The organism is Blastocatellia bacterium (genome assembly GCA_025054955.1).
Taxonomy (GTDB): domain Bacteria; phylum Acidobacteriota; class Blastocatellia; order HR10; family J050; genus JANWZE01.
Window position 1 is genome coordinate 1 of the sequence record JANWZE010000048.1, and the last position, 14,873, is coordinate 14,873.

Annotated in this window: 8 protein-coding genes, 1 tRNA gene and 1 pseudogene; 9 read left to right on the forward strand and 1 reads right to left on the reverse strand. The window is 57.4% G+C overall.

Annotation, left to right across the window (positions count from 1 at the left end):
• Window positions 1-230: 230 nt before the first annotated feature.
• Window positions 231-2,300: a hypothetical protein gene (locus NZ823_06355; GenBank protein MCS6804754.1), complete on the reverse strand. Its 2,070-nt coding sequence runs from the start codon at window positions 2,298-2,300 to the stop codon at window positions 231-233.
• A gap of 176 nt (window positions 2,301-2,476) precedes the next feature.
• Here NZ823_06355 and NZ823_06360 point away from each other — a divergent pair, with 176 nt between their 5' ends.
• From NZ823_06360 to NZ823_06400, 9 genes and pseudogenes are all read left to right on the forward strand, one after another.
• Window positions 2,477-4,150 (forward strand): hypothetical protein, encoded by a 1,674-nt coding sequence (locus NZ823_06360; protein MCS6804755.1) that lies wholly within the window; start codon window positions 2,477-2,479, stop codon window positions 4,148-4,150.
• 246 nt (window positions 4,151-4,396) lie between these two features.
• Window positions 4,397-5,896, forward strand: coding sequence for a hypothetical protein (locus NZ823_06365; protein ID MCS6804756.1), 1,500 nt, complete (start codon window positions 4,397-4,399; stop codon window positions 5,894-5,896).
• Window positions 5,897-6,550: 654 nt separating this feature from the next.
• Complete coding sequence (locus tag NZ823_06370; protein ID MCS6804757.1) at window positions 6,551-6,886, forward strand: hypothetical protein; 336 nt, start codon at window positions 6,551-6,553, stop codon at window positions 6,884-6,886.
• Between the two features lie 3 nt (window positions 6,887-6,889).
• Window positions 6,890-7,288 (forward strand): type II toxin-antitoxin system VapC family toxin, encoded by a 399-nt coding sequence (locus NZ823_06375; protein ID MCS6804758.1) that lies wholly within the window; start codon window positions 6,890-6,892, stop codon window positions 7,286-7,288.
• Between the two features lie 150 nt (window positions 7,289-7,438).
• A complete protein-coding gene (locus NZ823_06380) occupies window positions 7,439-10,852 on the forward strand; it encodes a CHAT domain-containing protein (GenBank protein ID MCS6804759.1) in 3,414 nt (1,137 codons plus the stop codon).
• A gap of 35 nt (window positions 10,853-10,887) precedes the next feature.
• On the forward strand, window positions 10,888-12,129 hold the full coding sequence (locus NZ823_06385; GenBank protein MCS6804760.1) for a threonine synthase: 1,242 nt from the start codon (window positions 10,888-10,890) through the stop codon (window positions 12,127-12,129).
• Between the two features lie 409 nt (window positions 12,130-12,538).
• Window positions 12,539-13,712: pseudogene (locus NZ823_06390) on the forward strand (ATP-binding protein).
• Window positions 13,713-14,263: 551 nt separating this feature from the next.
• Complete coding sequence (locus NZ823_06395) at window positions 14,264-14,503, forward strand: hypothetical protein (protein ID MCS6804761.1); 240 nt, start codon at window positions 14,264-14,266, stop codon at window positions 14,501-14,503.
• A 216-nt stretch (window positions 14,504-14,719) separates the two neighbouring features.
• Window positions 14,720-14,795, forward strand: a tRNA-Lys gene (locus NZ823_06400).
• The last annotated feature ends 78 nt before the right edge of the window (window positions 14,796-14,873 follow it).

The window sequence follows — 14,873 nt, forward strand, 5'->3', positions numbered from 1 at the left end:
TCATGAGGGCGTTCATGTCCGAGCGGGCATCAAGGTCGGAGACATTGACCCTCGCGGCGTGCGTGAGTACTGTTTCACGATTTCAGATAAAGCCAACGCGGTGGCTGGCGGCGTTGTCGAAGCCTGCTTTTACATGCTCCGGCGACTTAACCTGTATCACCCAACGGTGTAGATTAACACGGAAGGCTTGAAGACCAACGCTGTTTGAACCTGTGAACTCATCAGCAGGGTCATCTCCTTTGGAGCAACACTTGACCGAGGGATTGCCAACCTTGCCCACTCTGTGCCCGGATGAGCAGTTGGTACGTGTCCCCGTTCGGTAGGCGAGTGGGAAAGAGGATGAGTTTCAACACGTGTTCTCCATCGGTCAGTCCATCGCGCGGCGCTGCGAGCGTCTGTTGCCAAAGTCGTTCGCCTGAAGCGATGAGTGTGATCCGATACCGCGAGTAGGGCTGGCTCTCTTCATCATACTGCGAGAGGCGAATCAACAGCGTGGTCTGCTTGGGCGACAAAGCAACGCGGCTGACTCCCGCGCGGGTCGGGGCGATGGAAATGGCCTGTGCGATTGTTTCTCGATCCCGACTCCAGATCGCTTGCGCTATCGGTTGTGGGGCCTCTGGCGAAACAGGAGACGGCGCTGGGGGCGGCGAAGGTGTGGGCTCAGGAGGCTGAGGAACCGCAGCCCTTGGCGGCTCAGGCAAATTCACCGGTGCGCGCTGACGCTGAATCCAGATCAACATTACGACAGTTGCTGCCAAAACGAGAGCCACACTCACTCTGCTCATCCATGAGCAAGTGGATAGGGGTGTGTGAGGGTGTGGGCGTTTGAAAGACTTGATCTGATCGCTCATCCGTCCAACTGGCCATCCGCACGCCCGCAGGAATCCAGCCCAGGCATGCTGGGCTTGCCAGAGGATGGCTCGGCTGATCTTCGTTTCGACATATCGCACTTGCGCTAGCGCTCGTTCGATATCTCCACTGGCATTTCGAATCGGCGTCAGTTGAATCGTGACCTTTTGTCCGCCTTCCAACACGATCCAGTCCCGGAAGTATCCGCCCGGTGGAATTTCGTCACAGCAAACCATCAACGTGGCCAAAGGCAACTCCCCTTCTGCATCTTCGCCGCGCACTTCGATCAGGTTCGCCTCTGGTTCGATGTCCAAGTAAACGGAGTTGGTACGTCGCGGATCAAAAGTCGTGACCTGCACGTCGTCAACGTAGAGGCGGAGCATCCCGGCCGCGTAGACGCTGCGCCTGCGGGCTTGTGCCTCTCGGTGACGTTGTAGCTGAAGGTAATCTTCCGGCTCCATTTTGGGCGGGTCAAAACGGTCGCTGCGGGGTGGCCCGCTGGCGACGTGGCGAAACTGCGGCACGGCCAGCCGCTTGTCTGGTGGACCGTACTCACAATGTTTGTCGGGTGAATCGGCCGGCAGTCCTTTGGCAAACTGGGAGAGACCGCTGACCAGGTGGCGGAAACATTCGGGATCAAGAACGGTGTGAATCCGAGTGATCTCGAACGAATCTTCATCGGCGGGGTTCGTTCCGGAAAAATAAAGCCCAGGAATGAATGTGGGATCGAATCGGCCTTGAACCACGCAGGCGGTCTCCCAGGGCGTGAAGCGACGCAGGCACTCATTCACCAGGTTGATGAGCCATTGGGTTGACGGTTGAACCTCAAACCGTTTTTCCCCGTGCACGGTGGTCACCGGTTGCAGCATCCGACCGAAGCGTTCGCGGATTTTGTCTATCAGCATCATTTTCTGTTTCCTCATGTAGGGGATGTCTTTCATGCGCGCGGGGTCACTTTGTGTGAGCACGTCATACATCAGTCTGACTTCATGGGTACTATAATCGTAAAGCAACCGGCCGATGCCCAACGCAACGTAAAACGAATTCCGCTTGACGGTCAGTTGGACCAGATGCTTGATGTAGCGGAGAACCATGTCTTCCTCAGTAGGAGGAGAGAGGCTATCAGGATACTCGGTATCACGCTCGCGGGACTCGGACTTTTCATACACGAGCCATTGCAGCATCTGGGCTGGGGTTAGTTTAACCGTCGTCCGCATCGGGCGTGCCCGCTGCTCCCATTTGAGAAAGCCAAGCAGATGTTTGTAGTTTCGTCGAGTTTTGTCCTGCCGGCCGAGCATCCGGTCGAGACTCGACAACGCCTCTTGGACCACGCCCAGCGCGATGCCCTTCCGTCCATGAATGAAATAGGCCAATTCTACGGCGCGGTCAATATGCTCTGGCGGATTGGTCGAAGTTGGTTTCATGTGCGGCAGCGAGCAAGATTGTAGCATGCCTTGCTCTGCCGAGCGTTCCATTTTATGCCACCGAAAGTGGGACGGGATTCCGGCTTTGATGGCGTTATAGTAGGGGGCGTGAGGACAAACGCAGAAAAATGGGAGTCTGTGAGAAATGGGAGACAAGGCGGCTGCCTTTCCCATTCACTCATTCATTTTCACAGGGAGGAAACATGAAAAACGGAGCGAAATTCGCATGTTCGATGGTGCTGTTTTCTGTGGTGAGTCTCATTGCGGCTGTCCAAATGGCGTTAGCGGCTGCCCAACCACAGAAATCAGATATGAAGACTCAAACCCTTTCCCAAACTACATTCACGTACCAGGGCCAACTGAAAGATGCCAATGGCCCGGTCAATGGATCGTTCGATTTTCAATTCGCTATCTACTCAGCGCAAACCGGCGGTGAGCGACTGGGCGTGATCCAGATGAAAGAAGTGGCGCTTACCAACGGGATGTTCAGTTTCAAGCTCGACTTTGGTCGCGTGGCGATGGAGGCTAAAGAGAACTGGCTGGAAATTAGTGTGCGACCGAGCGGCAGCGCCGACGCTTACACGGTGCTGTTTCCCCGCCAGAAGTTGACGCCTACGCCCTACGCGATTTTCGCACAGCATGAACAGTGGAGCTTGATCGGCGTGCCGGTGGGCTTTGTTGATCAAGCCGTCATGACAGAGGGAGCCAGTAAGGTGATGGACAAGGAGGACGAAACCCAGCGACCCGAAGCCGCAGCCGCGGCGCCTCAAGCCACGCCCAACTTCATCGCCAAATTCGACAGTCGTGGCCTTGCCACCGCTGACTCCGTCATGTTCGACAATGGCACCAACGTCGGCATCGGGACGACCAACCCCGGCTTCAAGCTCCACATCAACGGCGTCGCTGAAGGAATCAGTATCCAGGGGACGTCGCAAACAGTTTCCAACCAGGCGTACATGAGCTTCCGCAACAGCGCGGGTACGCGCATCGGGTATGTGGGCGATGGAAGCGAGGGGGACAACAATGTTTTCTTGGCCTCCGACACAGGGGATGTGACACTCATCACTCGTGCGGGCCGGGTGCTGACAGCGACCGCATCGGGCAACGTCGGCATTGGGACTACCGCACCAGATGCAAAGCTGCACGTATTCGGCCCGGTGAGGGTTCACGCCGCACCCCCTAACGACACCACCCCAGCTAACGCTGAATTCGTTCTCACGAATCGGGGCGCCGGCGGGCTCCCCTACACCTGGCGTCTGCAGACGGCCGCCGTCGGCGGCGGGTTTGGCGTCAATCCGAATGCGCTTGAAATCTGGGAGTATCCGCAAGATGCAACACCGGGTTGCTGTATACCAAGATTGAGAATCCTTCCCGGCGGCAATCTGGGCTCGGCGCCAGCCCCAGTGACCATTCTGGAGAACGGCACCCTCCAGACGGGTGTGCTGCAAATCTTGGGCGGCGGTGACCTGGCCGAACCGTTCGAGATCAGTGACGCTCACTCAATTCAACCTGGCTTTGTCGTCGCCATTGATCCAGCTCGGCCGGGACAGTTGCGCGTGGCTGACCGAGCTTACGACCGCACCGTCGCCGGCATCATCAGCGGCGCGGGTGGCATCAATCCGGGCCTGACAATGAAGCAGGAAGGAACCGTGGCTGATGGGTCGCAGCCGGTGTCGTTGACCGGTCGTGTTTACTGCTGGGCCGATGCCTCGTATGGGCCGATTGCGCCGGGCGACTTGCTGACCACTTCAGACACGCCAGGCCATGCCATGAAAGTCACCGATCACGCTAAGGCGCAAGGGGCGATCATCGGCAAGGCCATGACCCCGCTGGCCGAAGGCAAAGGTCTTGTGCTGGTGCTGGTCTCGCTTCAGTAATGATATTCGTCCGTTGTCCGTGGATCGTGACTCGTGGATCGTGACTCGTGACTCATGACAAGACAACATACGAATCACGAACTACATTCACGAATCACAAATCACGGATCACGGACCCCGGACCACGATTGACATGGAGGAATTATGATGATCCGACTGATTATCCGCATTGCGGTGATTCCCCTGCTCACCACCGTTGCGTGGGGTCAGGAAGTTGTCCACGAGGTCTTTCCTCAGCGGGTTCCCATGGAAGCGCAGGCCGATCAGAAACAGGCGCCCGTGCCGATCAGCCTCCGGCTGGGCGAGGCGTTCCGGGAAGGCCTCAACGTCTACAATCTGGGTCCGGTGACTTCAGAGCAGATCGCTGCCGCAGACAAGGCGGCAGCCGACAACTACGCCGATGTGCATCCGGGTCCGCAGCGCGTAGGTCTAGTTCGGTCGGTCGGCGCGGTGCCGCTGTCAGTAAAAGAAGGCTCTGCGCTTCGAATCACATTGCCTGATGGAGGGAACTTGTGGACGCTGGCGATCCGGTCTCCGGGCGCGTTCGGTCTCCGCCTTCACTTCACGAATTTTGATGTCGGGGCAGGCTCGGCCATTGTCTACGCCCGGAGTGCCGACGGTGTGATCGTGCGTGGCCCCTACACGGGAAGAGGACCGGGCGGTCGCGGCGAGTTCTGGACCGCCTCGCTGCCGGGGGACACGGCGTTCATCGAAGTCTCTGGAACTGATGGGCCACAATTGGAGGTGGCGGAGCTCCTCCATTTTGACAGGGACCTAACAGGTTCGGTACAGGATCAAGCGGCGACCGCCCAAGTTTTGCCTTGCCATCTCGACGTGATGTGCGCGGATTTTGTCAATCCAATGGCGCGTGATGCGGTCGGGCGGATGAACTTTGTGAAAGATGGTTTAGGCTTTCTCTGCACCGGTACGCTGCTCGAAGACCTCGATGGCGAGACGGTCGTGCCGCACATGCTGACGGCGCGCCATTGCATCAGTACGCAGGCGGTGACCAATACCCTGGAGGTGGTCTGGCTCTGGCAGCAGAGCTCATGCAACGGAACACTCCCCAACTTCGCTTCCTTGCCGCGCAACGTCAGCGGCACGCTGCTCGAAACCAACAATGGGAACGATATGAGCTTCATCCGCCTTGATGGGACTGTGCCAGGTGGCGTCTCGCTGGCCGGCTGGACGAGAGCCCCATTGCCCGATAGACCCTATGGGGTTCACCATCCTGCCGGGTCCTTCAAGCGAGCGACCCTTTTTGATGAACACTTTCTGTTGATTTCAGGATGCATTTTTTTCGATCCTGGCGACTATCACTTCGTCAGGGCGATCAATGGGGTTGTTCAAGGAGGGTCAAGCGGGTCGGGCATCTTCAACAGTGCTGGCCAGATCATGGGTCAGCTCTATGGAATCTGCTGCGGTCTCGGGCATGGTTTGGATTGCAATGAATCCGATTGCTCAAACCGAGACCAATGGCGAGCCGTGTACGGGGAGTTCGACACAACTTTTCCGATCATCGAGAGGTGGCTTAAGCTGGGCGGAACCATTCATGTGGATGGCCGTTTTCGCGGTTCTGAACTAGGCACGCCCGATCAACCCTTTAACACCGTCAATGAGGCCAACACCTTTGCCTGGGATGGGGCGCGGATTAAAATCCAGGCCGGCCCCTATCGAGAACCGGTGACATTCTCCAAACGGTTAATTGTGTTGGCCAGCGGTGGGAGTGTCACGATCGGCCAGTAACAACTCATCGCCGACATGACTGAACGCCCACAGAGCCATGAAAGGAGACCCACTATGAACCTGGTGATGCTCGGGCATGCTCTGCTCTGATACCCATCCCAGGACGCGCGCAAGGGCCGTATGAGGCATCCCATCCCTACCTGGGCAATTATCCGGATGAGGCCAATCCGGATGGCACGAGAATGCCCAAGGGCTCGCTCATGACCGGGATAATTGGTTCATTACACAGACCAAAACCTTATGGAAAGTTCCCCTCACACAGAATATCACCAGTGTTCGCGCCAATGGTCCTGGCGTCATCGTCAAAGAATTAAACGCCACCGACATGCTGGTATTGGACCGCGAAGGGTACGATCATCTGGGCGATCCAACTTATTATGAATTCGAGGGCGAGGGATCACCATTGGCCGGTAATCCAGTGTGATCGGTTCTCCTGCCGACTCGTGCCAAGGTGAGCTTCGTGTGTTTCGTGGGCGATCTTCATAGGAATCGCCCCTATGCTCCGCGCATGCCATGCACCACAATAAAGAGGACTCACACGGAGACATAGAGGGCACGGAGAGGCTCCGTTGGCCGGACTGACCGCCGCTTGACGTGTTGTAGACTCCTCGTGTAGACTTGCGAGCCATTGTGGAAAGAAGGGAGAAGCGTCACATGGCCAGAGAAACAACGAGGCGGAGAGTCAAGAACGAGATACGTTGGACGCCGCGACTGATCAAACACCTGCGTGGCAAACGCACGCAAGCCGAGTTCGGCGCCCTCTTGGGCGCGCCCAAGAACACCGTCTGGCGCTGGGAGGCCGGCCATGCCCAACCTGATGCGAGTTACGCCGCACGTCTCGCAGAACTGGCCCAGCGTGAGCGTTTCTTGAAAGAATGGAACCTTGTCGGCTCGATGCAGCTCATCGGTGAGTTGGAGAGCGCCCAGGCGGAAATCGCTGCCCTCTTCCGCCAATCGCTCGAACGCACGATCCGACACCTAGCGGAGTGACTTGTGTCCGTTTATGTCACTGATACTCATCCTCTCATCTGGTATGCCTCCGGCAAGCACGGGCAACTGTCCAAGAAAGTCCTAGCTGCGTTTCAGGCGGCCTGGCGCGGCAAGACGCTGATCTATGTGCCCGTATTTGTGCTCTGGGAGATCGCGATGCTACTGAAAGTTCGGTGCATTGCGCTGCGGGAACCGTATGGCGATTGGGTCGAGCACCTGATCGCTCAACGGGGATTTGATTTGGCCCCGACGGACACCCGGACGATCACTGAAGCGTACGCCTATCCGTTCCCCGATCCGTTTGATAGTGTGATCACGGCAACAGCAAAAGTGATGGACTTGCCGCTGATCACCAAGGATGAGACCATCAGCGACTCCCAGTTGGTTGATATTTACTGGTAGCTTACTGTCTGACGCCGTTGCGCGGTTGACGACTCGTCCCACCACCTTTCGGTTGCTGCCTTGCCCCCGTTGGACGAATCGGTTTGTTTCATCCCCCCTTCCGCCTGTATACTATCCGGCCTGAAATATGGCGGAAGAGGGAAGGCGGTCATGAGGGTTCGTACTCCTGTTTTGGCTCTACTCATACTGACCAGCGCATTGACCACGAGTTTGATCCCTGGTTTCTCTTCAGGGCTCAGACTTCACACTTCAGACTTCAGACCTCAGACCTCAGACCAAATCAATCCCTCGTCAAAGGAGCTGCTGCCCGGCACGCCCATCGAGCAGGAACTCAAAGGCGGTGAAGTGCATGCTTACCACATCACGCTCGCAGCAGGACATTACGTTCGCGGGATTGTTGACCAACGCAGCATTGGAGTGGTGTTGACGCTGCACGGGCCGGATGGCCAGCGGGTCTTTCCGTTCTATGGTCCGAGCAGCTCACAAGGACCAAAGGAATTCTCGCTGGTCGCTGAACTGGCCGGAGACTATCGTCTGGAGGTCCGCCCGGTCGAGGCAGACGCTGAGCCAGGCCGATACGAGGTGAAGATTCAAGAGCGGCGAGAAGCAACTGCTGCTGACAAACTCTTTGCTGAAGGACAGCGATTGAGTGTGCAGGGGAGGGCCGACTCGCTGCGACAGGCGATCGAGAAATTTCACGCAGCGCGCGCGCTGTGGCAAGCCGAAGGCAACCGTCGAGGCGAAGCCGAAGCGCTCAGCGCCATGGGCACGCCGTATGCCCATGTGGGCCAGATGGACAAGGCGCTCGAGTCATTCCACGAGGCGCGCGTGTTGTGGCATGAGATTGGTGAGCAACGAAGAGAAGCTTACATCCTGAAAAGCACCGCTTTCCTTTATCAGTTTTCGGATGAGAAGCAGGAGGCGCTGGACACTATAGGCCAAGAACTTTCACTTTGGCGGGCAGTGGGTGATCGCGAGGAAGAGGCGTTGGCACTCCACCGGATGGGCCAGGGCTACTATGGGTTGGGCGAGTTGGCCAGAGCAATAGACCATTATAACAAAGCTCTCCCACTATACCGGCTCGTAAAGAATCCCACCCGGGTAGCCGAGACGCTCAATGACATTGGGCTGGTCTATCAATCGTTGGGCCAACGGCAGAAGGCGTTAGAGTATTTCAACCAAGCGCTGGCTCTTCACCGAAACCGGAGGGATGCCCCAAGTGGAGGTGAAGCTTTCGTCCTCACCAACATCGGCCTGACTTATTACAGCCTGGGCGAGCCGCAGGTAGCGCTTCAATACCTTGATCAGGCGTTGCAGATTCGACGCGCTCGCGGTTTCCGCCGGGAAGAAGCGCACACGCTTCATCATATCGGGATGACATACTACACTCTCGGCGATCTGCAGAAGGCGCTCGAATATCTGAGCCAGGCGCTTGAACTCCAACAGGCCGTCAAGCACCGTCGAGGCGAAGCCTACGCGCTCAATGGTCTCGGTCAGGTTTACGCCAGATTGGGCGAGAAATCCAAAGCGCTTGACGCATACCATCAGGCGCTGGCGTTGTTCCAAACAATTGCAGATCGGTATGGGCAGGCCGCCGCACTCAACGGGATGGGCGCGGTCTACGACGAGTTGGGCAAAACATCGAAGGCATTAGACGCTTATCAGCAGGCGCTCGCGCTCCGGCGCGCCATTGCAGACCGCAGTGGGGAAGCGAGCACACTGGCTGGCCTCGCTCGTGTTGAGCGCAATCGTGGGAACCTCGGCCAGGCCCGCACACAGATGGAGACGGCGCTGAGTATTGTCGAATCTCAGCGTCGCCAGTTGGTCAGTCCGGAGCTGCGCATGTCGTTCTTGGCCTCGAAGGAAAACTATTACCAGTTCTATGTGGACCTGCTGATGCAGTTGCACCGGCAGCAACCTTCATCCGGCTATGATGCGCAGGCTCTACAAGCCAACGAGCGGGCGCGGGCGCGCAGTTTGCTGGAGGTTCTCACTGAAGCGCGCGCCGATATTCGGCAAGGCGTTGACCCTACGTTGCTCGAACATGAGCGCGCTTTGCAACAGCGACTCAACGCCAAGTCGGAACGGCTGACGCAACTACTGAGCGGCAGGCACACGGAAGAACAAAAAGCGGCAGCAGAGAAAGAAGTGAGCGAGCTGTTGAAGCAATATCAAGATGTTCAGGCGCAGATTCGCGCCAGCAGCCCGCGCTATGCTGCGTTGATGCAGCCCCAGCCGCTCAGTGTCAAAGAGATTCAGCAACAGGTGCTCGATGACGAGACGCTGCTGTTGGAGTACGCGCTGGGAGAAGAGCGGAGCTATCTCTGGGCTGTGACGCCGACTTCGATTGATAGCTACGAACTCCCTGGACGAGCCGATATTGAGGCTGCTGCCTGGCGGGTCTACAGATTGTTGGTGAACAGAAACGAGATGCTGGACACGAAAGCTTTCGCTCGATTGAGCGAGATGCTCCTTGGCGCTGTTGCCGATCAGTTAATAACGAAGCGGCTGTTAATCGTGACTGAGGGCGCGTTGCAGTACATCCCGTTTGGCGCGCTTCCCAGGCCAGTGAAGAGCGAACAGAACCCACTGAGGAGTGAATGGAAGCCGCTGAAAAGCGGACAGCGGAGAGTAGAAAGCAAGAAGGAGTCCAATATCTGTTCAGCGAAGACTGACCACTGTCCACTGATCGTGGATCATGAAATTGTGACCCTGCCATCAGCCTCTGTGCTGGCCGCACTGCGGCATGAGGTGAGCGGGCGGCCACCGGCAGCCCAAGCGGTCGCCGTGCTGGCTGATCCGGTATTTGAAACGACTGATCCACGAATAAAGACTCGAGCGATGCAAATCCGAAACTGGAATTCTAAAGTCCAGAACAAAATCCGGAGCCGGAATCGAGAATCTGAATCACGTCGGCAATCCGCACTCGGTAACCCGGAATCAGAGATGCTAACTCGCTCGGCGCGGCAAGTCGGCCTGAATGGGTTCCCGCGCTTGATCAACACGCGGCGAGAAGCGGAACAGATCATTGGCTTGACTGCTGAAGGGCAAGGCCTCAAGGCCGTGGATTTTGCTGCCAGCAAGGCGTTGATGATGAACCCTGCGTTGCAGCAATATCAAATCATTCATTTAGCTACCCACGGCTTACTCAACAGTGAGCAGCCAGAGCTGTCAGGGGTCGTGTTCTCGTTAGTTAATGAACAAGGTCAACCGCAGGATGGGTTCGTGCGATTGCATGACGTTTTTAATTTGAACTTAAATGCGGACCTGGTCGTGTTGAGCGCCTGTCATACGGCGTTGGGGAAGGACATCAAGGGGGAAGGATTGGTGGGACTGACGCGAGGATTCATGTATGCGGGGGCGCCGCGCGTGGTGGCCAGTTTGTGGGAGGTGGAGGATGTGGCCACGGCGCGGTTGATGAAGCGATTTTACGAGGCGATGCTGAAGCGAGGATTGCGACCGGCTGAGGCGTTGCGCGAGGCGCAAATATGGTTGTTGCACCAAAAACGATGGCAATCGCCTTACTACTGGAGCGGGTTCATTTTTCAAGGCGAATGGCGATGACAGAAAGATTCATCCTCAGTCAACGGTGAAAAGCGATGAGCGAACGGATCATCGGGCTTCAGTGTATTCAGTGCGGCAAGCAACATTCGGTTGAGCGGGACGTCTACAATTGTTCTGAGTGTCAGGGCAATCTCGATGTGCTGTACAACTACGAGACGATAAGTCTACGCGTGAGTCGGGAGAGCCTGACGGCTGACGCTGACCGCTCTATATGGCATTATCGCGCCTTGCTGCCCATCCACGCGGAGACGCCGGCAGTTCCGCTCTTCGTCGGCTGGACGCCGATTTACAGCCTCTCAGCATTGGCCAGCGAATATGGCGTGAAAGAATTGCTCATCAAGGATGAAGGGCGGAATCCGACGGCTTCTTTTAAGGATCGCGCCAGCGCCGTGGCAGTCGTCAAAGCGAGGGAGTTTGGCTTCGACACGATCACCACAGCTTCATCAGGTAACGCCGGCGCGGCGCTAGCCGGAATGTGCGCGAGTGTCGGGATGCGTAGTTACATTTTCGTGCCGGCGACAGCGCCGGAGGCAAAGGTGGCTCAGTTGTTGATCTATGGCGCAAATGTGATCTTGGTTGAAGGCAGTTACGATGAAGCCTACGATCTATGTCTGGCTGCCTCCAGAGCGTTCGGTTGGTACCAGCGCAGCACCGGCTACAACCCATATACGGCGGAAGGCAAGAAAACGGCGGCGCTGGAAATTTGTGAGCAGTTGGAGTGGGAGCCGCCTGACAAAGTCATTGTCGCTGTCGGTGATGGCAATATCATCGGTGGGATGTGGAAAGGCTTCCTTGATTTTCATCGGCTGGGCTTCATCGAGCGACTCCCGCAGATGATCGGCGTTCAAGCTGCCGGCGCAGCGCCTCTGATTGATGCGTTGCAGACAGGCCAGCTTCAAGAAGTGAACGCGCAAACCCTTGCTGACAGCATTTGCGTGGGCAAGCCGAGAGATGCTATTCGCGCTCTGCAAGCGATGCGCGATTCAGGCGGCTTTGGCATCAAGGTGAGCGATGAGGAAATCTTGCGCGCGCTCGGACAGCTTGCGCGCGACACAGGCGTCTTTGCCGAGCCTGCTGCGGCGGCTGCCTATGCGGGATTCTTGAAGCTGGCGGACACAGGCGGTCTCAAGTCAGACGAACGGGTGCTCGTCATGATCACCGGCAACGGGTTGAAGGACATTGCAGCCGCGCGTCGCGCCACTGGCCAGCCTCTTCGGACGCCGCCGGATTTAGCTCACTGTGAAGCCCACCTACGACAGCACGGATTGCTGGCCTGACACGCTCACAGCATGGTTGTAGATCGCAGGGCGGGCGGTGTTCAGTTAATTGAAGCTGGTGCATAAATCCGCCGCGCTGGCCGCGCAGTCAATTGAGCCCCGATTTTTCAAAGCCGGCAATGGCACAGCACCGATCGCCTCACGTCGCGCGAGCGACGATTGAATCAATTGGGTGTTGCTCTCACTCATCGCCGCGCGACGGATCGCTGCGGCCACGTTCGTGATGCCGTCCTGAAAAGAGCGGCTTCATACCAAATGCGCACGGGAAATCGTGGACTGCCACTGGGCAGGCATGCTCCTGCTCTCCATATCGCTTCATCAAGCTCGGCTTTTTTTCCGGGCCGTTTGGTATAACCATTGGCGCTCGTCATCCTTGCAAATCTGACATCACGATGCTAGTTTTGCAAGGATGATACGACGCTGGCTCCATACCTGGTTGCTACAGGCGCTTGAGGAAGCCCCTGCCGTGTGTTTGGTTGGGCCGCGGCAGGCAGGAAAAACGACGCTGGCGCTTGCCATCGCTGCGGACTGGAATGCGGTCTATCTTGACCTGGAATCGCCACAGGACCGGGCGAAGCTTGAGGATGCAGAAGCCTACCTTGAACGGCACCGTGATAAGCTCGTGATTCTGGACGAGCTGCACCGTATGCCGGAGCTCGTCCGCACTGTTGCGGAGCCTTATTGATTGGGGGCGGCGGGCCGGACGGCGTGTAGGGCAGTATCTGTTGCTGGGCTCGGTGTCACTGGGATTGTTGCGCCGGGTCGGAGAGTCGCTTGCCGGGCGGGCACGCATTTTGGAGCTGACGCCTTTCTTTGTGCTTGAACCCTGCACAGCTACCTTGGAGCAGCTCTGGCTACGGGGAGGCTTTCCGGAGAGCTCGTTGGCCGCAGACGATGGTCAAAGCTTTCGCTGGCGACAAGATTTTATCCGTGCGTACCTGGAACGAGAGCTACCCCAATGGTTCGGCGCGCGCCTTCCTGTGGAAACGCCTCGGCGCCTGTGGACCATGCTGGCTCATCGGCAGGGTGGTTTGTTCAATGCTGCAGAGCTTTCCCGCAGCCTTGTGCTGGATGTACGCACGGTCGGGCGGTACCTGGACATGCTGGTTGATCTTTTTTTGCTCCGCCGGCTTCGACCCTGGCATGAAAACATCGGAAAGCGCTTGGTCAGAGCGCCTCGGCTCTATCTGCGCGATAGCGGCATTGTGCATGCCCTCTTGGACATCAGGACAATGGACGACTTGGTTGCCCATCCTATCGTGGGGGCAAGCTGGGAAGGATGGGTGATAGAAAACATTGCCGCCTGCGTGCCGGAAGGGACGGAGCTGTATTTTTACCGCACGAGCGCTGGTGCGGAGATTGACCTGTTGCTGCTGCTGCCCCGTGGAAAGCGCTGGGCTGTGGAAATCAAACGCAGCTTGGCTCCACATCCGTCGCGAGGATTCCATCTGGCGTGTGATGATGTGAAGGCGGAAAGACGCTGGCTCGTTTATCCGGGCCGTGAGCGGTATCCGTCCGGTGGCGGGATTGAAGTTATCGGTATAGAGGAGTTCTGCCGTTGTGTTGCCGGCAGAGGGGAGTAATATCACTTGCGGAGGCAAGGAGCACGTTTGATGGAGCGAAGTGGAGAGCAGGAGCAGAACGTTCCAAGCGTTTTCCGTGCGCATTTGCATAACATCATCATGATGGTGGGTCAGCATCCAGAGGCTGCGCGAGCGGTCCTGACAACCTTGACACACGTGCAACGCCTGGAACAACAGAGCGAGTCCGAGTGGCGTGTCGGAGACGCGCCGAGATGTGCGCGTTCGTAGCCGGCGATTGGAGAGCATGAGCGAGTCAGTGAGGGAACGGGTGGCGCTGTTGAAGGCGCAATGGATTGGAGATGACGCTCACCCACACGTTGCACGTATGGCTACCTTCGTGTGCGCGGCGGCTGCCGCCCAACTGAATGGCGAGTGAAGATCGCGCAGTCGCGCTCGGTCAGTTCAGCTCTCGGCATGCTTGTTGGTTCCAGAAACATGGTCTTTTTCATCACGAGTGGTATAAGAATTTGCTTGGCTTCCACGCGGCCAACTTGACACCCTCAGCATAGGTGCCAGTCTTGAGGTGAACGAACGCAGAGGAAGTGACCGATATGACCTACAAAGGCATCGTCAGAGGAAGCAGGGTTGAATTGGAAGAGGGAGCGATACTGCCGGAGGGCACGCACGTCAGCGTTATTCCCGAGAAGTCGGCTTCCGCCAATGGCCCAGAGGGGCCGTTGTCTCTGCGAGAGTGGTTGCAACAAGCCCGTCAGTTACGAGCACGGATTCCGCAGACCAGCGATTCAGTTGAAATCTTGCGACAGCTTCGGGAGGGGCGCACGCCTGCTTGAGCCAAAGAGTTGCTCAATTGACGACGCCATCTGTCACAGCTCTGTTAGCAGTAGTGTGTGAAACTGGCCCAAGGCCTCTCTGTACTGCTCTGGCATAGCACGACTCTCAATGCTGGTAGATCGAAGAGACGGTGGCGGGCATTTGTCAATATGAGCCGATTCTTGAAAAACGCGATGATTCATGCTACCTTGAGCGCGCGGTGAGAGAAATATGGTGGGCCGTTAGCTCAGTTGGTAGAGCATCTGGCTTTTAACCAGAGGGTCGCAGGTTCGATTCCTGCACGGCTCACCACCTGTTCCATAATCAGCTCCAACACGCGCCGAACGAGGCGCGCCTCTGAGCAGTCCGTTGGTGTTGGCAAGCCCGACA

Coding starts and splice junctions, on each gene's coding strand:
- NZ823_06365 (MCS6804756.1), top strand. CDS start 4,397: ATGGAAGCGCAGGCCGATCAGAAACAGGCGCCCGTGCCGATCAGCCTC.
- NZ823_06360 (MCS6804755.1), top strand. CDS start 2,477: ATGAAAAACGGAGCGAAATTCGCATGTTCGATGGTGCTGTTTTCTGTG.
- NZ823_06370 (MCS6804757.1), top strand. CDS start 6,551: ATGGCCAGAGAAACAACGAGGCGGAGAGTCAAGAACGAGATACGTTGG.
- NZ823_06385 (MCS6804760.1), top strand. CDS start 10,888: ATGAGCGAACGGATCATCGGGCTTCAGTGTATTCAGTGCGGCAAGCAA.
- NZ823_06380 (MCS6804759.1), top strand. CDS start 7,439: ATGAGGGTTCGTACTCCTGTTTTGGCTCTACTCATACTGACCAGCGCA.
- NZ823_06395 (MCS6804761.1), top strand. CDS start 14,264: ATGACCTACAAAGGCATCGTCAGAGGAAGCAGGGTTGAATTGGAAGAG.
- NZ823_06355 (MCS6804754.1), bottom strand. CDS start 2,300: ATGCTACAATCTTGCTCGCTGCCGCACATGAAACCAACTTCGACCAAT.